Origin of the sequence: Hoeflea sp. Naph1 (assembly GCF_046837775.1) — a bacterium.
In the GTDB taxonomy this organism is placed as follows: Bacteria; Pseudomonadota; Alphaproteobacteria; order Rhizobiales; family Rhizobiaceae; genus Hoeflea.
Genome location: NZ_CP177286.1, coordinates 1526019 through 1548732, shown reverse-complemented (window position 1 = coordinate 1548732; position 22714 = coordinate 1526019). Strand labels below are relative to the sequence as shown.

General features: G+C 60.5%; 21 protein-coding genes. 12 read left to right on the top strand and 9 right to left on the bottom strand.

Annotated features, from left to right (window positions below; all coding sequences use genetic code 11):
- Positions 1-22: 22 nt before the first annotated feature.
- The 4 genes from ACK6D9_RS07360 to ACK6D9_RS07345 form a co-directional block, all read right to left on the bottom strand.
- Positions 23-1173, bottom strand: a protein-coding gene (locus tag ACK6D9_RS07360) for an IS3 family transposase (protein ID WP_412050733.1) whose coding sequence is annotated in 2 segments (ribosomal slippage) — positions 23-924 and positions 924-1173 — 1152 coding nt in all. Because the reading frame shifts where the segments join, the coding sequence is not laid out codon by codon here.
- A 787-nt stretch (positions 1174-1960) separates the two neighbouring features.
- Positions 1961-2443 (bottom strand): type II toxin-antitoxin system VapC family toxin, encoded by a 483-nt coding sequence (locus tag ACK6D9_RS07355; protein ID WP_412051180.1) that lies wholly within the window; start codon positions 2441-2443, stop codon positions 1961-1963.
- Entirely contained in the window at positions 2440-3183 is a 744-nt protein-coding gene (locus ACK6D9_RS07350) for a hypothetical protein (protein ID WP_412051179.1), read from the bottom strand. The genes ACK6D9_RS07355 and ACK6D9_RS07350 overlap by 4 nt, the downstream gene beginning before the upstream one ends.
- Positions 3184-3668: 485 nt before the next feature.
- The gene (locus ACK6D9_RS07345; RefSeq protein WP_412051178.1) at positions 3669-6200 is read right to left on the bottom strand and encodes a methyl-accepting chemotaxis protein; all 2532 of its coding nucleotides are present in this window, start codon (positions 6198-6200) and stop codon (positions 3669-3671) included.
- A gap of 327 nt (positions 6201-6527) precedes the next feature.
- On the opposite strand from ACK6D9_RS07345, the gene ACK6D9_RS07340 reads away from it, so the two are divergent.
- From ACK6D9_RS07340 to edd, 7 genes are all read left to right on the top strand, one after another.
- Positions 6528-7964: a glutamine synthetase family protein gene (locus ACK6D9_RS07340; RefSeq protein WP_322989306.1), complete on the top strand. Its 1437-nt coding sequence runs from the start codon at positions 6528-6530 to the stop codon at positions 7962-7964.
- Between the two features lie 10 nt (positions 7965-7974).
- Positions 7975-9261, top strand: coding sequence for an NAD(P)/FAD-dependent oxidoreductase (locus ACK6D9_RS07335; RefSeq protein WP_412051177.1), 1287 nt, complete (start codon positions 7975-7977; stop codon positions 9259-9261).
- 157 nt (positions 9262-9418) lie between these two features.
- Entirely contained in the window at positions 9419-9883 is a 465-nt protein-coding gene (locus tag ACK6D9_RS07330; protein ID WP_412051176.1) for a thiol-disulfide oxidoreductase DCC family protein, read from the top strand.
- Entirely contained in the window at positions 9880-11517 is a 1638-nt protein-coding gene (locus ACK6D9_RS07325) for a DUF4166 domain-containing protein (RefSeq protein WP_412051175.1), read from the top strand. Before ACK6D9_RS07330 ends, ACK6D9_RS07325 begins: the two co-directional genes overlap by 4 nt.
- 117 nt (positions 11518-11634) lie before the next feature.
- Positions 11635-13107: a glucose-6-phosphate dehydrogenase gene (zwf, locus tag ACK6D9_RS07320; RefSeq protein WP_412051174.1), complete on the top strand. Its 1473-nt coding sequence runs from the start codon at positions 11635-11637 to the stop codon at positions 13105-13107.
- Positions 13094-13816, top strand: coding sequence for a 6-phosphogluconolactonase (gene pgl / locus ACK6D9_RS07315; RefSeq protein WP_412051173.1), 723 nt, complete (start codon positions 13094-13096; stop codon positions 13814-13816). The genes zwf and pgl overlap by 14 nt, the downstream gene beginning before the upstream one ends.
- A gap of 172 nt (positions 13817-13988) precedes the next feature.
- Entirely contained in the window at positions 13989-15806 is a 1818-nt protein-coding gene (gene edd / locus ACK6D9_RS07310; protein ID WP_412051172.1) for a phosphogluconate dehydratase, read from the top strand.
- A 40-nt stretch (positions 15807-15846) separates the two neighbouring features.
- On the opposite strand, the gene ACK6D9_RS07305 is transcribed toward edd, so the two are convergent.
- Together ACK6D9_RS07305 and ACK6D9_RS07300 are read right to left on the bottom strand one after the other, a co-directional pair.
- Positions 15847-16203 carry a hypothetical protein gene (locus ACK6D9_RS07305; RefSeq protein WP_412051759.1) on the bottom strand — a complete coding sequence of 119 codons (357 nt, stop codon included), beginning with the start codon at positions 16201-16203 and terminating at the stop codon, positions 15847-15849.
- A 123-nt stretch (positions 16204-16326) separates the two neighbouring features.
- A complete protein-coding gene (locus ACK6D9_RS07300; RefSeq protein ID WP_412051171.1) occupies positions 16327-16578 on the bottom strand; it encodes a hypothetical protein in 252 nt (83 codons plus the stop codon).
- Positions 16579-16928: 350 nt separating this feature from the next.
- Here ACK6D9_RS07300 and ACK6D9_RS07295 point away from each other — a divergent pair, with 350 nt between their 5' ends.
- Entirely contained in the window at positions 16929-17231 is a 303-nt protein-coding gene (locus ACK6D9_RS07295; protein WP_412051170.1) for a hypothetical protein, read from the top strand.
- Positions 17232-17342: 111 nt separating this feature from the next.
- Positions 17343-17642 (top strand): hypothetical protein, encoded by a 300-nt coding sequence (locus ACK6D9_RS07290; RefSeq protein ID WP_412051169.1) that lies wholly within the window; start codon positions 17343-17345, stop codon positions 17640-17642.
- A 167-nt stretch (positions 17643-17809) separates the two neighbouring features.
- Here the strand turns inward: ACK6D9_RS07290 and ACK6D9_RS07285 are convergent, their stop codons facing one another.
- Positions 17810-18094, bottom strand: coding sequence for a hypothetical protein (locus tag ACK6D9_RS07285; RefSeq protein ID WP_412051168.1), 285 nt, complete (start codon positions 18092-18094; stop codon positions 17810-17812).
- Positions 18095-18519: 425 nt separating this feature from the next.
- Between ACK6D9_RS07285 and ACK6D9_RS07280 the strand changes: the two genes are divergently transcribed.
- The 3 genes from ACK6D9_RS07280 to ACK6D9_RS07270 all read left to right on the top strand — a co-directional run bounded on the left by ACK6D9_RS07280 (position 18520) and on the right by ACK6D9_RS07270 (position 19669).
- A complete protein-coding gene (locus ACK6D9_RS07280; protein ID WP_412051167.1) occupies positions 18520-18822 on the top strand; it encodes a hypothetical protein in 303 nt (100 codons plus the stop codon).
- Between the two features lie 110 nt (positions 18823-18932).
- Positions 18933-19253, top strand: coding sequence for a hypothetical protein (locus ACK6D9_RS07275; protein WP_412048909.1), 321 nt, complete (start codon positions 18933-18935; stop codon positions 19251-19253).
- A 116-nt stretch (positions 19254-19369) separates the two neighbouring features.
- On the top strand, positions 19370-19669 hold the full coding sequence (locus ACK6D9_RS07270; RefSeq protein WP_412048910.1) for a hypothetical protein: 300 nt from the start codon (positions 19370-19372) through the stop codon (positions 19667-19669).
- A 244-nt stretch (positions 19670-19913) separates the two neighbouring features.
- Here the strand turns inward: ACK6D9_RS07270 and ACK6D9_RS07265 are convergent, their stop codons facing one another.
- A complete protein-coding gene (locus ACK6D9_RS07265) occupies positions 19914-21002 on the bottom strand; it encodes an ABC transporter ATP-binding protein (RefSeq protein WP_412051166.1) in 1089 nt (362 codons plus the stop codon).
- A 30-nt stretch (positions 21003-21032) separates the two neighbouring features.
- Entirely contained in the window at positions 21033-22700 is a 1668-nt protein-coding gene (locus ACK6D9_RS07260) for an alpha-glucosidase family protein (RefSeq protein ID WP_412051165.1), read from the bottom strand.
- Between the last annotated feature and the right edge of the window lie 14 nt (positions 22701-22714).

Below are 22714 nucleotides of genomic sequence, written 5' to 3'. Positions count from 1 at the left end.
GAAGTGAATAGCCCCGAGTTTTCTAGACGCCCTCGGTCCTCGTTTTCTGCTGCCGTTCGAACTCGGCGGGCGACAGCAACCCGTTTCTCACATGCTTACGCTTTGGGTTGTAGAACATCTCGATGTAGTCGAACACATCCCTCCTGGCTTCTTCTCGGGTCCGATAGGTCCTACGTCTTATCCGTTCACGCTTGAGCAGGTTGAAGAAACTCTCTGCGACGGCATTGTCATGGCAGTTTCCGCGCCGGCTCATTGAGTGTTGCAGATTGTGATGCTTTAGGAACAATGCCCAGTCGATGCTGGTGAACTGAGAGCCTTGGTCTGAATGAATTAACACCTTGCTCGTCGGCTTTCGTCTCCACACAGCCATGAGCAAAGCCTGCAGCACGACGTCCGTTGTCTGACGGCTTTGCATCGACCAGCCGACGACGCGGCGGGAGTAGAGATCGATCACGACGGCCAGATAGGCGAAACCCTCATTGGTCTTGATGTAGGTGATGTCGGTGACCCAGACCTTGTCCGGCACTGCCACGTCGAACTGGCGGTCCAGCGTGTTGTCGACGACTACAGAAGGTTTGCCGCCATAGCTGCCAGGTCGACGCTTGTAGCCGATCTGCGCTTTGATACCCGCCAAATTGACCAGACGTGCAACGCGGTTCGGGCAGCACGTCTCACCCTGATCCAGCAAGTCATCGTGAAGCTTGCGATAGCCATAGACCTTACCGCTGTCCTTCCACGCCTTCCTGAGAAGTTCGGTCTGACGGGCGTCTTCCCGCTCCCGATTGCTCAGCGGGTTCTTCAGCCAGGCATAGAAGCCGCTGGGTTGGATGCGAAGGGAGCGGCACATCGCACGCACCGAGAACAGCGGGCGATGCTCTGCTACGAACACGTACTTCACTTTGCATCTCGCGCGAAGTACGCCGTTGCCTTTTTTAGGATATCCCGCTCCTCCGTCACACGCGCCAGTTCAAGCTTCAGCCGCCGAACTTCGGCAGCCTGTTCGTCGACAGAACCATCGCGGGACCCTGACTTCCCGAACCGCTTCTTCCACGCATAAAGCGAATGGGAACTGACACCCAATCGTTTCGAAACCTCCGCAACCGGATAACCCCGCTCAACGATCTGATGAACAGCATCGCGTTTGAAATCGTCACTGAATTTGGCTGTGCTCATGATGGCCTCCTTGCCTCAAATTTAGGGAAGAAGGCGTCTATGAATCTAGGGGCTATTCAAAGGGATTGGTCCGGAGGGCCGCACGCATGCCTTGCCTTACGGAGAATGAGATATGCAGGTGCATGCCCGTGAGCGTTTCCATGAAACCAAGAAAACGCAACATGCACCGGGTGGCGCACCACGCGCGCGGCCCGAAACTTGCCGGCTGCTGTTCCGCAGTCGACAGGCGGTGGCCTGCTTCCCGCAAGGGGTGTTACCGCCCTGCCCGGGTTGCCCCGGCGCGCGACCGGAACAGGCCGCGGGAGATGCTTTTGGCGCTGGCTCCGGCACGAACCCTGACCGACCGCCCCGCAGCACTCTGCGTTGGGACGCTTTGCCGGCCATGTCCGCCACAGGCCCGTTCCGGTCTGATCCCGCAGCGCCCTCATTTGCGAGGACTGCAACGGGAAAGCCGGCCCGGTGGCTGGCGTGGCCATTTGGCCGTACCGCCCTGGCTTTGGGGAGAACCCCGAAACCGGACGCCGCCAGCGGAACCGCGATGGCTGCCGCCTCCCCCCGCCCGCCACCGCACGTTAGGGCCTTGGACCGGGGGCATTCCCTTCCGCCTGGCTCGAAACGTTCGCGATCCATCCGGCAGCGGAAGCACGGCGATTATGGCATGGGGGTGCGAGGGTGTGGAAAAAGTGGGGGGATGAAGCTAAGACCAAAGCCTCACTCCTTGTAGAGTTCAGCTTTTAAACGTGGCCATACTTCATTAATCAAGCCGACGGGCTGCCCCTCAAAGCGTTTAATCTGTGTCTTTTGCGGGCCTAGCAAGGTCGAGCCTCCCCTGAGCGGCAGCTAGGGGCTCTCTGATCAAAAGTAATGGACTGCCGACTTTTCCGCTTTTACCGATCAAGTTACGGTCGAAGGTTTCAAGAGCGTCCACCGCAAGGTGAATTGCTGTCGCCACATGGATAGCATCTTTCGGTTTAATCGCATTGTCCCAAACGAGGACTTGCGCTGCCTCCGAAATTTTCCGTGATACATTATACACTCGTATATAGCTGCGACGGAAAAATTTCTGTACCAAATCAGCTTTTTCTTTCGATAGCCGTGGCCCGCCGCGCATCCAAAGAACCTCAGCTAACGTTAGAGCGGAGGTGACGATAAGTACCTCTCCACGTTCCGCCCTCTGCAGCACACCATCGCATTTTTCAACCTTGCCCGCGTCCGCTTGAAAATGCGCCAAAAAGCAATCGCTATCCCAATATATTTTCTCAACGTTCATGCGGGATCCATGATCCCCCGAACATCATCAGCGGTAGGCAATTCGTTGTCTTCAGGCAGCACGTCAATAGCCACCGCCTCAATGCTAATTGGTGTGCCATCTTTGCGATAATGTATGCGACCTTCGATCTCAACGCGCCGCCTAAAGCTGGAAAGAACACTTTGCACCAGCCTCTCCGGCACCACGCAGTTGATCGCCTTAGGGTACAGGAAATCCTTTATACGAATTTTGAGAGACCCCGCAGAATCCATAATCGCTTCTAACCGACCTTCGATTGTTCCAAAATCGTGATAGTCAGATTCCCAATCCTCTCGCACAAACTTCGCAATACCAGCCCCAATGCCAATCGGATTTTTCCTAACCCACAGGTTTATACCTTTGCCATTTTGACGTCTTATGGCTAACTCGGACAAATTCTTTAGATGACCAATGGCTTTGTCGGATAGACCCGCTCCCGCAATATCCCCTCTCGCTAAAGCAGCGACGCCATACTCAGCCTGATTGTAAATCATCGCGACCCGGGACGGGGGCGCAGACGGGTTCGGCTCAACACCCAACAATGCGCTACCCTCTCTAACCCTGACCGTCCAACTTACATCAGCGCCGTCCCCCCTTTGTGCTTCCGCAATCTCCGTCACATAGCCCATGAAGTTCCTGGCGGCAGCAAGGAACTCCTCAGGGGACAAATCGTCACCCAAATCAATGGTCAAATCGGTCGGTATTTGCTCTGGCGTTGCCATGCGTTTTGCTTTCTGCGCCTCTGGCGCAAATTTTACGCACCTAGTTAGGCCGGGTAAAGGAGTCGTTTAATCACAATGCCCACCAATGCGACATTTAAACGGTCAAAATCGCCCTTGTCGCGACTATCCGGTTACAGAGAGAATCGAACTCCGTCGGAAAGCAGTAAAATTGCCGTTTGCTACAACGATTATATACCCTACATGGCGCGATTGGGATCAGAAAAATAGCCTTTAATCGTGTCATTGTGTCCGTTGTCGCGTGAAGATCCTAATACCAGAAACCGACACTTCCTTTATCATTCTAGACCGTCTGGGCTGGAGATCCATGCTGTCATCTATCGATGCGGTGTGGCATTGGAAGAGCGCGCGGAATCTGCCGGACGTCCGCTGCATTCCCCGCCCGTATCAGCGGCGCTGCGCTGGCTTCTCCCACCTCCCCACAAGAGGGAGGTGGGGGGTCTGCGTCATTGCTCGCCGCTGGTGGCTCAGGCGGCGTGGGGCTGGTGGGGTTGGCGGGCCTGGTCGAGGTCGAGGCGGAAGGCGGCGACGAGGGTGCTCAGCGCTGCTGCTTCCTGGGCCAGCGTGTGGCTGGAGGCATTGGTTTCCTCGACCATGGCGGCGTTTTGCTGGGTCATCTGGTCCATCTGGTTGACCGCCGTGTTGACCTCGCCCAGACCGGTGGCCTGTTCGCGGCTGGCGGTGGCCATGGCGCCGACATGGGCCGAAATTTCCTCGATGCGGGCGATGATGCGGGTGATCGCCTCTCCGGTTTCGCCAACCAGGCTGACGCCGGAGCGGACCTCGTCGCCGGCATCGGCGATCAGCTGCTTGATTTCCTTGGCGGCGGTGGCGGAGCGGCCCGCGAGTTCACGGACTTCCTGGGCCACCACGGCAAAACCGCGACCGGCCTCCCCGGCGCGCGCCGCCTCGACCCCGGCATTGAGCGCCAACAGGTTGGTCTGGAAGGCGATCTCGTCGATCACGCCGATGATCTTGCCGATCTTGCCGGAGGCTTCCTCGATGCGGCCCATGGCATCGACAGCACGGGACACGACTTCGCCGGAGGCGCGGGCGTCGTTGGCGGTGTCGCCGGCGAGCTTGTCGGTGTCGGTTGCACGGCCCGAGGCGGTACGCACGGCGGAAGAGATCTGGTCGACGGCGGCGGCGGTCTGTTCGAGCGAGGCCGCCTGCTGTTCGGTGCGGCGCGACAGATCATCGGCGGCCGAGCGCAATTGGGCGCTGTTATCGGTGATCGAACGGGCATTGTCGCGGATGTGGTGCAGCGCATCGCGCATGCGTTCGACCGACTCGTTGAAATCGGTGCGCAGGCTGTCGAGTTCGCCGCTGAACGGGGTGTCGATGGTGGCAACCAGATCGCCCTGGGAGAGATTGCGCAGCGCCTGCCCCAGAGACTCCACGGCAAAGCGCAGCTCTTCATCGGATTTCTGCTTTTCAGCATCGGCACGCTGACGCTGGCTGGCGGCATGATCGCGGGCGCGTTCGCTCTCGTCCTCGACGCGGATCTTGTCGATGGCATTGTGCTTGAAGACATCGAGCGCGCGGGCCATCTCGCCGATCTCGTCGGCGCGGGCGTTGTCACTGACATCGGTGTCGAGATCGCCGGAAGCAACATCGCGCATGGCGTTGACCAGCCGCAGGATCGGGCGCTTGAGGGCTGAAATCAGCATGAAGACGGCAAGCAGGCCGAACAGGCCGGCGGCGGCGGCGGCCGTCAGCGTGATGCCGCTGGCGCGCTCCTTGACCACTTCGGCGCCGTGCTGCTGGCTGCTTGCAAAGGTAAGCACCCCGCTCCAGGCTTGGTTGATGCGGTCCGAAGCCTCGGCAAAAACGCTGTTCTTGGCTTCATTGTTGGAAATCAGGTCGCGAACCATGCCCGGAATAGCCGCGGCCTGCTCGATCCACTTGTCGCCAATGGTCTCGAGGATCGGCGCGCCGCTATCGGAGAATGACAGCAATTCGACGCTTTGATCGAGCACACTGAGCTTTGCCGCCAAGGCTTCGCCACTTTCCTGCACGGGATTGCCGACAAATTCGGCAATCGACAATTCGACCGCGGCCAAGCCGGCCAAGAAGCCCCTGGCATCGGTGATCATCTGCTGCCCCTCCAGGATCGGCTGGTCAAGCTCGCCGAACCGGACCATCGCCTTGCGTGCCACTTGCGCGCCGAGGCCCTGCAGCGTGATGCCGGTTGGACGCAGCGCATTGGCATATTTTTGCAGTGAGATCATGCCCGCGTCACCGCTCACGCCCGATTGAAGCGTTGACAGCAATGCGCCGAGATTGTCGGCGATCAGGCTTTTGACAGCCGGTTTGGTGGCGGGAATGGCGGCAGGCAGCGTTTCATGAAGATCCGTGATTTCGCCTTTCAGATCATTGGCGGCCTTGAAGGTATCCTCCGGGGTGCGGGCGCCGGAGATGGCACTGGAAATCCTGACGATGGTCTGCGCGCCATTGCCGATCTGCTCGGCCGACCGGAGCATGCCCTTGGCTTCGGATTCGGCCTCGGCCAATTCGGTGGCGACCGCCTCGATCTTGCTATTGAGCCGGTCGCGGACGGTGCTGATCTCGGTCAGGATGGTGCCGAACCCGGTGCGGATGTCCGTTTCCTCGCCGGACAGCGTCCACAGATTATCAACATTGGTGCGCAACTGTTCGGCCAACACCCGGGCACCGTCGAGGGCGTTTGATTCCTCGGTGTTTTCAGCAAGCGCGATGACTGTTTCCATCCGCGCGAGCTGGGCGTCGAGGCTCTGCATGACCGCAGCCCGTTTTTGCTCATTCTGATCCTGCAGGAAACTGGTCATGCCGGCATAGGCTTCCTTGAAGCCGCTCAGCGTCTCGATGCTGGCGCTGGTGCCGACCAGACGGCCACCCAGCATTGACCCGGTGTACAGGCTGATCGCCGTCAAGGCGGCAATGCCGGCGATCAGCGGAATGACAAGGACGATAACCTTGGTCTGAATCGAAAAGCGGGCGAGTAGCCTGTCTATGTTCATGATGCGAAACCCGGATGTGCTTGAACAAATTCATGGGGGAAACCACCAGGACACCGGCTTGCATCATGCAAGAGTTCCAATGCCTGCACAGTGCGCCGGTCTGCCCGCCTTTGCAAAGGTCGCAGAGGCGGGTTAATGCCGCCTCAATGTCAGGTCCAAAATCTTGCGCCCGCTTTTCCAGTATTTTTTAGGGAGCTGTCGGCGCCGCCGGCGGTCTGGTGGACACACCGAGCTTTGCGGCCGGCCTGCCACGATGGCTCAACGGGACGCTGGTAACGGCGCGGAAAACCGTTATGATTGCCCATCATTCGCAAAACATGGTGATTTATGGCATCCCGAAAAACCGGCAATCCGGCGTCTTCCAAACAGGCGGCGCGGAAAGGTGCAGCCGCCTATCTCGAGGCCAAGCGCGGCGTCAACAGCTGGGCCCAGGCCACGGAATGGCTCAGGGTAAGGGGCATCGAGGACATCGAGTGCATCACACCGGATTTTGCAGGCGTGGCGCGCGGCAAGATGATGCCGTCGTCGAAATTCACGTCCAACACCTCGCTGTCGCTGCCTTCGGCTGTGTTCCGACACACGATTTCAGGCGAATACCCCGAAGAGACCGGCGATTTCCGCTATGACCCGCTTGATGGCGATCTCAAGCTGATGCCGGACCTGTCGACGCTGTCGGTGGTGCCGTGGGAGACCGATCCGACCGCGCAGGTGATCTGCGACATGGTCACCACCAGGGGCGATCCGGTCAACTACACGCCGCGCAACGTGCTCAAGCGGATCGTAGAGCTCTATACCGAGCGCGGCTGGAAGCCGGTGGTGGCACCGGAAATCGAATTCTATCTGGTGGCCCAGCACGAAGACCCCGATTATCCGCTCAAGCCCCCACGCGGACGCTCGGGACGGACAATTACCGGCGGACAATCCTACTCGATCGCAGGCGTCAACGAGTTCGACGAACTGGTCGACGACATCTATGACTTTTCCGACAAGCAGGGTCTGGAGATCGATACGCTGATCCACGAGGAAGGCCCGGCGCAGCTGGAGATCAACCTGCGTCATGGCGACCCGGTGGAGCTTGCCGACCAGGTGTTCATGTTCAAGCGCACCATTCGTGAAGCGGCGATCAAGCACGGCATGTTCGCCACCTTCATGGCCAAGCCGATGCAGGAATATGCCGGCTCGGCGATGCATATCCACCAGTCTGTGGTTGACACCAAGACCGGCAAGAACGTGTTTTCCAATCCCGACGGCAGCCCCAGCCAGGCGTTTTTCAACTTCATCGGCGGGATGCAGCATTATGTGCCCAAGGCACTGGTGATGATGGCGCCGTACGTCAACTCATACCGGCGACTGACACCCGACATGGCCTGCCCGGTCAACAATGCCTGGGGCTATGACAACCGCACAACGGCGTTCCGGGTGCCGCATTCAGACCCGGTGGCGCGGCGGGTGGAAAACCGGCTTCCCTCATCGGACGCCAATTCCTATCTGGCGCTGGCGGCGTCGCTGGCCTGCGGCTATCTCGGCATGGTCAACAACATCGTTCCGGGCGACCCGGCGGAAAAGGCCGTCAACGAGGGCGAAGTCGACCTGCCGCGCGGGCTGCTGGAAGCGGTGTCGCTGCTGGAAAGCGAACCGGCGTTTGCCGAGGTCTTCGGCCAGGAATTCATCAACACCTATGCCGGGGTCAAGCGCGGCGAGTTTGAAACCTTCATGCGCGTGATCAGCCCGTGGGAACGGGAATTCCTGCTGCTGAACGTGTGAGGCGCACAGTATGAGCTATCAAAGCCCGATTGCGCCGGGGGTCTCGTTTTACGAGGCAACCCTCGGCGAGCGCCCCGTTTACGCGGCCCTGCCGGCGGCAACGACGGCCGATGTGGTGATCATCGGCGGCGGCTTTACCGGGCTGCAGGCGGCCTATCATCTGGCCGCAAGCGGCAAGGACGTGGTGCTGATCGAGAGCGCGCGGTTTGGCGACGGCGCCTCGGGCCGCAATGGCGGTCAGCTGGGCACCGGCCAGCGCGCCTGGGTGGACGAGTTGGAAGGTGATTTCGGCCGCGAGCGGGCCCGGCAATTATTGGCGGTGGCGGAGCGGGCGAAAGCCCATCTGATCGATTTTGCCGAAGCCCACGGGATCGACGCCGATTATCGCCCCGGGCAGATTTCGGCTGCGCACAAGAAGGGCTACGTCAAGGATTACCGCGACCACGTCCGGATCATGGCCGAGGAATATGGCTATCAGGGCCTGAGCTTTCTCGACCGCGATGCACTGGCGCAGAAGCTTGGCTCGACGCGCTATCACGGCGGCACCTATGATGCGGCCACCGGACACATCAACCCGCTCAAATATGTGGTCGGGCTGGCTAGCGCGGCGGCAGTGGCCGGTGCACGGCTTTACGAAAACACTCGGGCGCGCAGCATTTCAAGTGCTGGCGGCAAGGTGACGGTGACAACCGATGCCGGCGAGATCGTCGCTGGCCAGGCGCTGATTGCCTGCAACGCCTATATTGACGGGCTCGAGCCGGTGACTTCGGCCCACGTGATGCCGATCCGCTCTTTCATCGGTGCGACTGTGCCGCTCGGCGCCGACAGCCCGGTGATTCCGGGTGGGGAATCGGTTGACGATTCCCGCTTCGTGGTGCGCTATTTCCGCAAGAGCGCCGACGGACGGCTGCTGTTTGGCGGGCGCGAGGCCTATACCTCGGACAATCCGACCGACATTTCCAGCCATATCCGCCGGCAGATCGCCGAGATCTATCCGGCGCTGAAAGATGTCGAGATCAGCCATGGCTGGGGCGGCTCGGTGGGGATCACGCTGTCGCGGCGACCGTTCGTGCGCGAGGTGATGGCAAATGTCACCTCGATCGGCGGTTTTTCCGGCCACGGGGTGATGCTGTCGAATTATTGCGGCAAGCTCTATGCCGATCATGTGTTGGGCGGCTCGGACGATCTGGAAGCGATGCGCGATCTGAAGGTCGGCCCCTTCCCCGGCGGCGACAAGTTCCGGGCACCGCTGCTGTTTCTGGCGCTGACGTGGTTTTCATTGCGGGACAAATTCTGAGGGGCGCACCTGAGTGCCAAACAGCATATGCTTGGTAATACCAATGCGTATGTTTCGGACGTCGTGCGCCGTACCGGCAGGCGCCGTGGCGACATGCCACGCAGTAACAACAACCAGAGATGACTACCGTTACCCGAAAATTGCTTCAGGGTCCGCCATGCAGAGTTTCGTTTCAAAGCCACCCTATTCCTATCGGGTGGAACCCGGTGTACCGGATTTTGATGATCGCGGGCCGGTTACAGTCATGGACGGCGAATGCGTGCTTTGCTCAGTTGGTGCACGGCTGATTGCTCGCTTCGATAAAGCTGGAGAATTTCGCATCTGCCGATCCCAGACGACGCTTGGAGGAGCTCTCTTGCGTCATTACGGCTTGTCTCCAGACGATCCGGAGAGCTGGCTATACATCGTGGATGGCCAGGCCTACACGTCACTCGACGCAATGACCCGGGCAGGCCGTCGCATTGGCGGAGCTGGCCTATTGCTGCAACCCCTCAGACTGTTGCCACGCATCTTGCAAGATTGGCTCTATCGGCGACTCGCACGCAACCGGTACCAGCTGTTTGGGCGCAACGACATGTGCGAAATTCCAGATCCGGCGCTGCGGGCAAGGCTTATGGAATGAAAGTCATCGTTCTGGGTGGCTACGGAGTCTTTGGATCCCGACTGGCAGAACTGCTGGTGCGCGATGGCCATGACGTGGTGGTGGTCGGGCGGAGCCTGAGCAAAGCACGCGCACTCTCCAAAAAGCTGGGCTGCACGCCCATGGCCGTGGATGCCCGTGCCGAACCAGATGCAATGTTTGCGGCATCGCCGGATGTCGTTGTCGATGCCGCCGGACCATTCCAAGCTTACGGGCGGGATCCCTATGTCATCCCCCGCCTTTGTCTCGAGCATGGTGCAGACTATCTGGATCTCTCCGATGATGCGGCATTTACCGCCGGTCTGGGAGTGCTTGACGATCAAGCCCGAGGAAGCGAGCGCAAGCTGCTGTCTGGAGTGTCGAGCGTGCCTGGACTTTCCTCTTCCATCGCCGCAGATCTCTGCGTGGGACTGGATGAAATCCTGCTGATCGACACAGCTATCCTGCCAGGCAACCGGGCGCCTCGCGGCGCTTCCGTGATATCGAGTATCATTGGCCAACTGGGAACAAGCTCACCGGTCTGGCGCGGTGGCGTCTGGCGCGACCAGCAATGCTGGAGCGATTCCCGCAACGTGCGTCTTGCTCCGGACCTCGAAAGGTCCGCGCAATACATCGAAGTGCCGGATATCGTGCTATTTCCCGCGTTCTTCGGCGCAAGATCAGTGATGTTCCGCGCGGGCATGGAGCTCACCATCATGACCATTGGCATGCGTGCCGTTGGCTTGTTGAGACGGCGGTGGATGTTCGATATCACCCCGCGGCGAACCGCGCTGTTTCAATGGATCGCAAACCTTTTTCTCCGCTTCGGAACAGACCGCGGCGGAATGCGGGTTGCTGTTGTCGGACGCAGAGGCACTGAACTGATACGGCGGGAATGGCGGCTCATCGCCGAAGCGGGAGACGGACCTTACATTCCCGCAGTGGCAGCTCGCGCCGTGATCCGGCGCCTTGCGCAGATTGCTCCGGGCGCGCGCCCTTGCCTGGCGGAAACGACGCGAACCGAGATAGAGCAAGCCATGGCCGATCTCGCCGTTTCAACGGTCACGGACGAAGCTCCGTCTCCAACATTGTTTCAAGCAGTGCTTGCCGACCGATGGGCGGATCTGTCGCCGGAAGTCCAGTCGCTGCATGGCGTTCAGGATATCGAGAGTTTTTCGGGGAAAGCCCGGGTAACACGCGGCGACTCCCTGATTGCTCGTCTTATCGCCTGGCTCTTCGGCTTCCCGGCCGCAGCCGATGAGACCCCGGTCACGGTGACAAAAATGCGCATAGGGGCTGGAGAAATCTGGGAGCGGAATTTTAGCGGACGCGTTTTTCGCTCCTATTGCAAGCCCGCCGACAGCCCGTATCGCTTCCGGGAACGCTTTTGGCTGTTCAACTTCGAGATGGACCTGCCTGTAGAGGATGGCGGTTTACGATTGCCGGTGCGCCGGGGTTGGTTTTTGGGCATTCCGCTGCCACGCTTCCTGCTGCCAAAAAGCGAAAGCCGGGAATACGCGCTCAACGGAGTATTCCATTTTGATGTCGCGCTAAGCGCACCCTTTGGCGGCGGCCTGATTGTGCGTTATCGTGGCCATCTGCAACCCGACCTTCGCCAGTTGGCATCCCTGACCTGATGCCCTGGAGTGAAGGGGTGGAACAGTAGCAAAGATGCATCAATCTTATCCCCGGGCCTAGCTTTATCTAATCGATTAGATTATGTGTTCAGCACCGTTCACGGACAGGATGCCCCCATGAGTCAGATCATTCCGGTCGATCCCTTTGACTATGTCGTCTTCGGCGGCACCGGTGACCTTGCCGAGCGCAAGCTGCTGCCGGCGCTGTATCACCGCCAGATCGCCGGTCAATTGACCGAGCCGACACGGATCATCGGTGCTTCCCGCGCGGAGATGGATCATGACGGCTATCGCGCCTTTGCCCGCGACGCGCTGAAAGAACACCTTGCGAAGGACGAGTATCAGGAAGCCGATGTAGAGCAATTTCTGGCGCGGCTGTTTTATGTTTCTGTCGACGCGAGGTCCGACAAGGGCTGGGACGAGCTCAAGGCCATACTGGAGGAAGGCGCTGACCGGGTCAGGGCATTCTATCTGGCGGTCGGACCGGGGCTGTTCGGCGATATTTCCGAACGAATCCAGTCGAGCGGGCTGATCACCAAGCAGACCCGGATCGTGGTGGAAAAGCCAATCGGGCGGGATCTCAACTCGGCGCGCGCGCTCAACAAGACAATCGGCAGCGTGTTTGAGGAAGAGCAGATCTTCCGCATCGACCATTATCTGGGCAAGGAAACGGTCCAGAACCTGATGGCGCTCAGGTTTGCCAATGCGCTCTATGAGCCGTTGTGGAACTCCGCGCATATCGATCATGTGCAGATCACGGTGGCTGAATCGGTGGGGCTGGAAGGCCGTGCCGGCTATTACGACAAGGCCGGCGCACTCAGAGACATGGTGCAGAACCATCTGGTGCAGCTGTTGTGCCTGGTGGCGATGGAACCGCCGTCATCGATGGAAGCGGAAGCAGTGCGCGACGAGAAACTGAAAGTTCTGCGCTCGCTCCAGCCGATCAAAGAAGACAATGCCGACAGCGTCACCGTGCGTGGCCAGTACAAGGCCGGTGCCTCGGCGGGTGGGGCGGTCAAGGGCTATCTCGAAGAGCTCGAAGGCGGGGTTTCGGACACCGAAACCTTTGTCGCGATCAAGGCGGAAATCAACAATTGGCGCTGGGCCGGCGTGCCGTTCTATTTGCGCACCGGCAAGCGGATGAGCGAGCGGGTGTCGGAAATCGTGGTGGCGTTCAAGCCGGTTCCGCATTCGATTTTCGGACCCAGTGCCGGCCGGGTGACCGCCAACAAGCTGGTGATGCGGCTGCAACCCGACGAGGGCGTCAAGCAGTGGATCATGATCAAGGACCCGGGACCGGGCGGCATGCGGCTGAGGCATGTCTCGCTCGACATGAGCTTTGCCGACCGGTTCGGGGAACGCAGCCCGGACGCCTACGAACGGCTGCTGCTGGATGTGGTTCGCTGCAACCAGACGCTGTTCATGCGGCGCGACGAAGTTGAGGCGGCGTGGAACTGGATCGACCCGATCCTGACGGCCTGGGAAGAGACCGGCCAATCGGTGCAGCCCTACACGGCCGGCACCTGGGGGCCGAGCCAGGCGATTGCGCTGATCGAACGCGACGGCAGGACCTGGCATGAAAGCGACTGACAACGTCGACACACAGGTCCGGCATCTCGATTTCGACAGCGGCACGGCGCTGGCGGCAGCACTGGCCACCCGGGTTGCTCAGGTGCTTGCCGAGGCGATCGAGAGCCGCGGCCAGGCAACACTTGCGGTTTCCGGCGGCAGCACGCCGAAACGGTTTTTCACCGAATTGTCAAAACAGCCGATCAACTGGGGCAAGGTTACCGTCACGCTGGTCGACGAGCGCATGGTTGGCCCCGAGCACGAACGCTCCAACCACCGGCTGGCGAGCCAGCACCTGCTGCAAAACCGCGCCGCTGACGCCGCCTTCGTTCCGCTCTATATGAAGAGTGATACTGCAGAGAGCGCCGCGGCAAACCCCGCTGAACGGATTGACGCACTCGCGCTGCCGTTTGACGTGGTGGTGCTGGGCATGGGGACCGACGGCCACACGGCCTCGTTCTTTCCCGGCGGAACGACACTTTCGCAAGTGACCGATCCCGCCTGCCCGGCAAGCGTGATGGCAATCGAGGCGCCGGGCGCCGGCGAGCCGAGGCTGACGCTGACACTGCCGCGGATCATCGAAGCCGGGCTGCTGGTGCTGCATATCGAAGGTGAGGCCAAGCGGGCTGTGCTGGCAAGCGCGCTCGAACCCGGGCCAGAGCAAGCGATGCCGGTGCGCGCCGTGCTGCGCCAGGCAAAACGGCCACTCGAGATCTACTGGGCGCCCTGAGCCGCCCCTGCATGTCACGTTCAAACGAGGTCGATTGAGCGCCTCCGGAGATGACCGGCATGCATTCGTTGATTGCGTTGCCGCGCCGCCAGCGCGCCGAATCAGGCGTGCGGCGTGGCAGCAGACGCCATCGGGCCGAAAGACCCGCAAACCCGATAGAAGGATATGAGCCATGAGTGTTGATCCTCGCATTGCCAGTGTCACAAACCGGATCATCGAACGGTCAAAACCGAGCCGCGAGCTCTATCTGGGGCGGCTTCGAGAAATGGCGGCCAAGGGCCCGCACCGCTCGACCCTTTCGTGCGGCAACCTCGCCCATGGCTTTGCCGCCTGCGGCCCGGCCGACAAGGCCGATCTGGCTGGCGACGCGGCCCCCAATCTGGGCATCATCACCGCCTATAACGACATGCTGTCAGCCCACCAGCCGTTCGAGACCTTTCCCGATCAGATCCGCGCGGCGGCGCGCGCCGCTGGTGGCGTAGCGCAGGTGGCGGGCGGGGTTCCGGCAATGTGCGACGGCGTCACCCAGGGCCAGCCGGGGATGGAACTGTCGCTGTTTTCGCGCGACATCATCGCGCTGTCGGCCTCGGTCGGGCTGTCGCACAACATGTTCGATGCCGCGGTCTATCTCGGCGTCTGCGACAAGATCGTGCCGGGGCTGCTGATCGCGGCGTTGAGTTTTGGCCATCTGCCGGCGGTGTTCGTGCCGGCCGGGCCGATGACTTCCGGCCTGCCCAATGACGAGAAGGCGCGGATCCGCCAACTCTATGCGGAAGGCAAGGTCGGCCGCGACGAATTGCTGGAGGCCGAATCCAAATCCTATCATGGTCCCGGCACCTGCACTTTCTACGGCACCGCAAACTCCAACCAGATGCTGATGGAGATCATGGGGCTGCACACGCCCGGCGCCTCGTTCGTCAATCCGGGCACACCGCTGAGAGACGCGCTGACCGCCGAGGCCACGCGCCGCGCGCTGGCAATCACAGCGCTTGGCAACGAATACACGCCGGTGGGCGAGATGATCGACGAGCGTTCGCTGGTCAACGGCGTCATCGGCCTGCACGCCACGGGTGGATCGACCAACCACACGATGCACCTGATCGCGATGGCACGGGCCGCAGGCATCCGGCTGACCTGGGAGGATATTTCCGATCTCTCGGACGCGGTGCCCCTGCTGGCACGGGTGTACCCGAACGGGCCTGCCGATGTGAACCACTTCAACGCCGCTGGCGGCATCAACTTCATGATCGACCAGTTGCTCTCGGTCGGGCTGTTGCACGAGGAGGTGCGCACGGTCTGGGGCAAGGGACTGTCGGCCTATGCAGTGGAAGCCAGGCTTGGTGAAAACGGCACGGTGGTGCGCGTGCCGGTCTCCAAGGCCAGCGGCGATGCCAAGGTGGCGACCACGATGGACAAGCCGTTCCAGCCCAATGGCGGGCTGAAAATGCTCACCGGCAATCTCGGCAAGGCAGTGATCAAGATTTCCGCGGTCAAGCTGGAGCGGCAGGTGATCGAGGCGCCAGCGCGATTGTTCAATGACCAGTTTGAACTGCAGGCGGCGTTCAATGCCGGCAGGCTGACCGGCGATTTTGTCGCTGTCGTCCGGTTCCAGGGCCCGAAGGCCAACGGCATGCCGGAACTGCACAAGCTGACGCCACCGCTGGGGGTGCTGCAGGATCGGGGTCAGAAGATCGCGCTGGTGACCGACGGGCGCATGTCGGGGGCTTCGGGCAAGGTGCCCGCCGCCATTCACGTGACGCCGGAGGCAAAGGATGGCGGGCCGATTGCCCGCATCCGCGAGGGCGACATGATCCGGCTTGATGCCATCCGCGGCACGCTGGAGGTGCTGGTGCCGGCAGCCGAGTTCGACGCCCGCGAACCGGCCAGCGCCGATCTGAGCCATAATGAATGGGGCATGGGCCGCGAATTGTTCGCCCGGCTGCGCGACAATGCAGGCCCGGCCGACGAAGGCGCGAGCATTCTCTACTGATCTGAATGGTTCGAAAGGCCTAGGGCGGCCAGCCGATCGCCTACCAGGTGCGCACGTCCACCACCCAGTCACGATGGGCTGGGTGGGTGCTGTAGACATAGATCCGTTGCATTTCGTTGGCGGTCATCAACCGCAGGAAGCGCACTTCGATGGTGTTGTTGACCTTGGTGCGCATCAGAACGCAGCCGATCTTGGGAATCCGTGTTTTCGGAACATCGAGGTAGAACTGGCTGGGAATCTTGAACCGGGTGACAATGCCGAGAATCGCGCCACTTCGGGATATTGCCAGGATATCGCAGCGGCGCGACTCCATGTGCATGACACTCTTCTCGGTATATTCGATCCGGGCGGGGTTCATGGTCTCCTCCATCGGGAACCGCGCTTCGCGGTCGTACATGAAGGATTCCTCTTTCTTCAGATAATTGTTCTCCGCGGACAAGATCGTCACGCTACGCCTCCGTCTCGGCTTTCATTGCACTTACTATCCACGCAGATTTAGCGCTCAAAGTTTAATGTAGGATTATGCCGGTCTGTGGCGGCGGGACCAGAGTGTCGGCGGGCCAAGCAGACCACCCACGCAGTGTTTTCTGAAAATCTCCGATTTTTTTGCCCCGGAAGCATTGTTTGTCGGGGCTTTTTGCTGGGTGGTGGTCTGAATGGCGGTGGCTGAGACGTGCAAATCGATCACGAAAGCCATGTCCTGCTCACGCACTGCGTGATTGGCCGTGACAATGGCGGCTATCGGCCTCACGCGGTGGCGGACATCAGCCAAGATGGGTTCGTATTTTTGAGCTCATGAGTCCCGAATTCGAGGCTTTTTCGGCTGTTTGGCGCGCCGATTGTGAACGCTCCGGGTCGCCTGCGGTTGACAATAGAGCCCCGATCACATCCGAAAATGCCATGCAACCTCTTGATCCTGCATGACATTTTCTTGGTGATGGCGGGCGAGCCTGCCTTCCAGTCACGTCAGACCCACGCCGTTGTCACGGCCATGTGGTTCGCAAGTCATCAGCACAAGCCTCATCTTCAGGTCATCGAACAACACGGCTCACCCAACGGGCCGCCTAACAACCGGACAGACGGATACGGATTTCCGCTCTCCACCTCACAAGGATAACGACCATGAACAAGCTCATCATCGCCCTCGGCCTCACACTTGCTGCTTCCACCGGCGCCTTTGCCGCTTCCTCTGCTCTGGACGCCTATGATTTCCCCGCCGCTCAGGGCGACATCGCTCAGGCTGTTGGCACCAATAACGACCTGGTCAGCTACGACCGTGCCGGCAATGACGGTTCGCCGAGCTTCACGGCTCCGGTTTCTGGCGGCATCGACTACACCGCCACCGCTTCCATCGGCGGCGTGTCCAACGACCAGATCACCTATGACCGCGCCGGCAATGACGGTTCGCCGCGCTTTGCCAACTAACAATTGAGACCCGGATCGGCGGAACATTGGTTCCGCTGATCCATTCCCCTCGCAGACACCATCTTTACGCAGTCCTCCCAGGACGCGCTTCAAATTCAAAGGAATAAGACCATGAACAAGCTCATCATCGCCCTCGGCCTCACACTTGCTGCTTCCACCGGCGCCTTTGCCCAGTCCTCCGCTCTGGACGCCTATGACGTCCCGTCGGTACAGGGCCAGGTCAATTACGCTGTTGGCACCTCAAACGAACTGGTCAGCTATGACCGCGCCGACCAGGACGGTTCGCCGAGCTTTCAGGCTGCTGACGCTGGCGTCGATTACACCACCACTGCCTCGATTGGCGATGTCGCCAACGATCAGGTCCGTTACGACCGTGCCGGCAATGACGGTTCACCGCACTTCACACGCTAAGACAAAAGCCTGACGGATGACGCCGGTTTCCTCCAGACCGGCGTCATTCGCTCGCCGACTGCCGCGGCATTGTCCGCAGCCATGATTACAGGCACTGACTGCCATCCCAGCTTGACTTGATGCATGTACGGTATCGTTCAAATGAACTCATTTGGACGCGACATGTATCAGCGACGCCCGACACCGAAATCCGTCCGTTGACGGGCGCACCGCGCGAAACCCCGCTTGAAAAGGCGGGGTTTTTGCGTTTGCGGGGCTGATGGATTTAAGCATGGCCGGCAAGTTCTCTCAGATGGGTCATCAACGAAACAGTCAACGCCGAGATCCACCAGCCCCGCCAGCACCATACGCAGATGGATCCCGAGCCCCGGCAGCTTTGTTTGCTGGGCTTTTTGCTGGGCGGTGGTCTGAATGGCGGTGGCTGAGACGCTCACATCGATCACGAAAGCCATGCCCTAATCACGCACTGCGTGATCGGCCGTGACAATGAGGGGTGCCGGCCTTACGCCTCGGCAGTCGACACCAAAAACCGACAGTTATTTTTGAACCGTTCAGTCCCGATTTCGAGGCTTTTTCTGCTGTTTGGCGCGTCGATTGTGAACGCTCCGGGTCTCCTGCGGTTGACAATAGAGCCCCGATCACATCCGCAAACGCCATGCAACCTGTTGATCCTGCTTGGTTCTTTCTCGACCGCCCCTGCCCAACCAGCCTTCCAGTCACGTCAGACCCACGCCGTTGTCACGGCCATGTGGTTCGCAAGTCATCAGCACAAGCCTCATCTTCAGGTCATCGAACAACACGGCTTACCCAACGGGCCGCCCAAAAACCGGACAGACGGATACGGATTTCCGCTCTCCACCTCACAAGGATAACGACCATGAACAAGCTCATCATCGCCCTCGGCCTTACACTTGCTGCTTCCACTGGCGCCTTTGCCGCTTCCTCTGCCCTGGACGCCTATGATTTCCCCGCCGCTCAGGGCGACATCGCTTACGCTGTCGGCACCAACAACAACCTGGTCAGCTACGACCGTGCCGGCAATGACGGCTCGCCGAGCTTCACGGCTCCGGTTTCGGGCGGCGTCGACTACACCGCCACCGCTTCCATCGGCGGCCTGTCCAACGACCAGATCACCTATGACCGCGCCGGCAATGACGGTTCGCCGCGCTTTGCCAACTAACACTTGAGACCCGGATTGGCGGAACATTGGCTCCGCTGATCCTTTCCCCCGCAGACACCATCTTTACGCAGTCCTCCCAGGACGCGTTTCAAAATCAAAGGAATAAGACCATGAACAAGCTCATCATCGCCCTCGGCCTCACACTTGCTGCTTCCACCGGCGCCTTTGCCCAGTCCTCCGCTCTCGACGCCTATCACTTCCCCGAAGCCCAGACGACCGGCATTGACTACACGGCCACCGCTTCGACCGGCGCCGGCTCCAACGATCAGGTGGTCTACCACCGGGCCGGCAACGACGGCTCGCCGAGCTTCAAGGCTCAGGCCGCTACCGGCGTCGACTACACCGCAACCGCTTCGATTGGCGGCGTCTCCAATGACCAAGTCATCTATGACCGCGCCGGCAATGACGGTTCGCCGCATTTCGCCCGTTAAGGCCTGACGCCAACCACAACGGAACCATTGAGCGGCAGGGGCATTTCCTGCCGGCCTCCAAACCACACGGCTTGCGTCCCTGAGGGATGCGCCAATCAATCTGAAGGAATTTCATCATGAACAAGCTCATCATCGCTCTCGGCCTCACACTTGCTGCCTCCACCGGCGCCTTCGCCGCTTCGACCGCCATGGACGCCTATGACGTCCCGTCGGTTCAGGACCAGGTCAATTACGCTGTTGGCACCTCAAACGATCTGGTCAGCTATGACCGCGCCGATCAGGACGGCTCGCCGAGCTTCCAGGCTGCTGACGCTGGCGTCGATTACACCACCACCGCCTCAATTGGTGATGTCGCCAACGACCAGGTCCGTTACGACCGCGCCGGTAACGATGGTTCGCCGCACTTCACACGCTAAGACAAAAGCTTGGCGGATGGCGCCGGTTTCCTCCCGACCGGCGTCATTCGCTCGCTGACTGCCACGGCATTGTCCGCGGTCATGATTACAGGCACTCCCTGCCCCGATCATTCTGAACTGCCCTCAACCCCTAGCGACGCCCGACACCGAAATCCGTCCGATGACGGGCGCACCGCGCGAAACCCCGCTTGAAAAGGCGGGGTTTTGCGTTTGCGGGAATTGTGGTGTGCAATGGTTGCAGCGGTCAACGGCGGTAGGTCTTGCCGTCGGCATCAAACAGATGCAGCTTTGACTTGTCCGCCTGGAAGCGCAGCTTGTCGCCACGCTTGACCGCGTGATGGCCGGGCAGTTTGGCGAGGATCGGCTCGTCTTCGGTCAGGTCATTTATATAGAGCAGCGTGACCTCACCCAGCGCCTCCACAATCGACACCGTTCCCTCGAACAGGAAATCATCTCCGGTTGTGACCACCAGATCTTCAGGTCTGATGCCAAAGGACGCTTTCTTGCCCTTGTCGCTGTCGGGAACAGGGATTCCGGTGCCAACCGATTTGCCGCCCGCAAACGACATCACGGCGCTGGCGCCGGTTTTGTCGATCGTACCGGGAATGATGTTCATGGCCGGCGAGCCGATGAACTGGGCCACGAACAGGTTTTCGGGGCGCTGGTAGAGGTCCATCGGCGGGCCCACCTGCTCGATGTAACCGGCGTTGAGCACCACGATGCGGTCTGCCAGCGTCATCGCCTCGACCTGGTCGTGGGTGACGTAGATCATCGTCGTGTCGGGCATTGATTCATTGAGCTTGGCGATCTCGATGCGGGTGGCGACGCGCAGCGCCGCATCGAGGTTGGACAACGGCTCGTCAAACAGGAACACCTTGGGATCGCGGCAGATGGCGCGACCGATGGCAACGCGCTGGCGCTGCCCCCCCGACAGCGCCTTGGGCAAGCGGTCGAGATATTCGCCCAGTTGCAGGATATCTGCGGCGGCGCGGACCCGGCGGTCGATCTCTTCCTTGCTTTCCCTGGCGATGCGCATGCCGAAGGCCATGTTGTCATAGACCGTCATGTGCGGATACAGCGCATAGGACTGGAATACCATGGCGATGCCGCGCTTGGAGGGCGGCACGTCGTTGACCACCATGCCGTCGATTTCAAGCGTGCCGGCGCTGATCTCCTCGAGACCGGCGATCATCCGCAAAAGCGTCGACTTGCCACAGCCGGACGGCCCGACAAAGACGATGAACTCGCCCTGCTCGATGTCGAGATCAACACCGTGGATGACCTCGACAGAGCCGTAGGATTTCTTCAGGTCCCTCAGTTTCAAGCCGGCCATGGTTTCCTCCCGCTGGCGTAATGTGTTGATTCACCCGAGCCTTGCGAAAAAGGCGTCATAGGGTGGAATTTCGATGCAGTCGGGCTTGAGCATGCCCGAGAAACCGTGTCCGGCAAGCGGCGTCAGATCGCCTTCGGGAAGATCGATGAACTGCTCCTGGTCGCTCAGATTGAAGCCGCAGAAAATGGCCTCATTGCCGTGGCGGCGAATAAAACCGAGCACCGCGTCGTTGCAGTCGATGAATTCCAGTTCGCCCTTGGCGAGCGCCGGGTGCTGTTTGCGGAAGGCCAGCAGCCGACGGTAATGATTGAGCATCGACGCGTTGACATGCTCTTGCGCGTCGACGGCCATGTGCCGGTGCTCGGACGGGATCGGCAGCCAAGGCTGGCCTTCGGTGAAGCCGGCATGGTCGCTGTTTTCCGCCCACACCATCGGCGTGCGGCAGCCGTCGCGGCCCTTGAATTCGGGCCAGAACTGGATGCCGTAGGGATCCTGCAGATCCTCAAAGCACAGTTCGGCCTCGGTCAGGCCCAGTTCCTCGCCTTGGTAGAGGCAGACCGAGCCCCGCAGGCTCAAGAGCAGCCCGGCGAGCATGCGCAGATAACGGTCCTTGTCCGAGACAAGATCGCCCCAGCGGGTGCCGTGGCGAACCACGTCGTGGTTGGAGAAAGCCCAGCAAGCCCAGCCTTCCGGCGCGGCGGCCATGAAATCGGACAGGACCGCGCGGACCCGAGCCGGGCTCAAAAGATCGGGCGCCAGGAAATCAAACGCGTAGCACATGTGCATCTTGTCGCCGCCGGAGGTGTAGTCGGCGACGATCTGCAGTCCGTATTGCGCGTCGCCAACTTCGCCGACCGCGGCGATGTCGGGAAACTCATCCATCAGCGCACGAAAACGGCGCAAGAACTCGAGGTTCTCCGGCCGGTTCTTGTCGTAGATGTGGTCCTGATGATTGTAGGGATTGACGGTTGGCGCGATCGAGGCGTTGCGCAATTCGGGCGCCAGCGCAGGGTTGTTGCGGAGCTGGTCGTCGCAAAAATAGAAATTGATGGTGTCGAGCCGGAAGCCGTTGACGCCGCGCTCGAGCCAGAACCGGGCGACGTCGAGCAGCGCGTCCTGGACCTGCGGATTGTGAAAATTAAGATCCGGCTGCGAGGTCAGGAAATTGTGCTGGTAATATTGCTGCCGGCTCGGATCCCAGGCCCAGCCGGGGCCGCCGAAAATCGACAGCCAGTTGTTGGGCGGTGTGCCATCGGGCTTGGCCGCGGCCCAGACGAACCAATCGGATTTGGGATTGTCGCGGCTGGTGCGGCTTTCGATGAACCAAGGGTGCTGGTCGGAGGTGTGGGAAATCACCAGATCGATCATCACCCGGATGCCGAACTTGTGGGCTTCGGCGACCAGCAGGTCGAAATCATGCAGCGCGCCGAACATCGGATCGACATTGGTGTAGTCGGCGACGTCGTAGCCAAAATCCTTCATCGGCGAGGTGAAGAAGGGCGACACCCAGATCGCATCGACACCCAACGAGGCAATGTAGGGCAGCCGCTGGCAGATGCCGGCAAGATCGCCGATGCCGTCACCGCTGGTATCCTGATAGGAGCGTGGATAGATCTGATAGATCACCGCGCCGCGCCACCAGTCGGGGTCGGAAGCGATACCGGCTTGTACCGGAAGATCGGACACTGCAAGGGTCATGGAGGAATCGATCC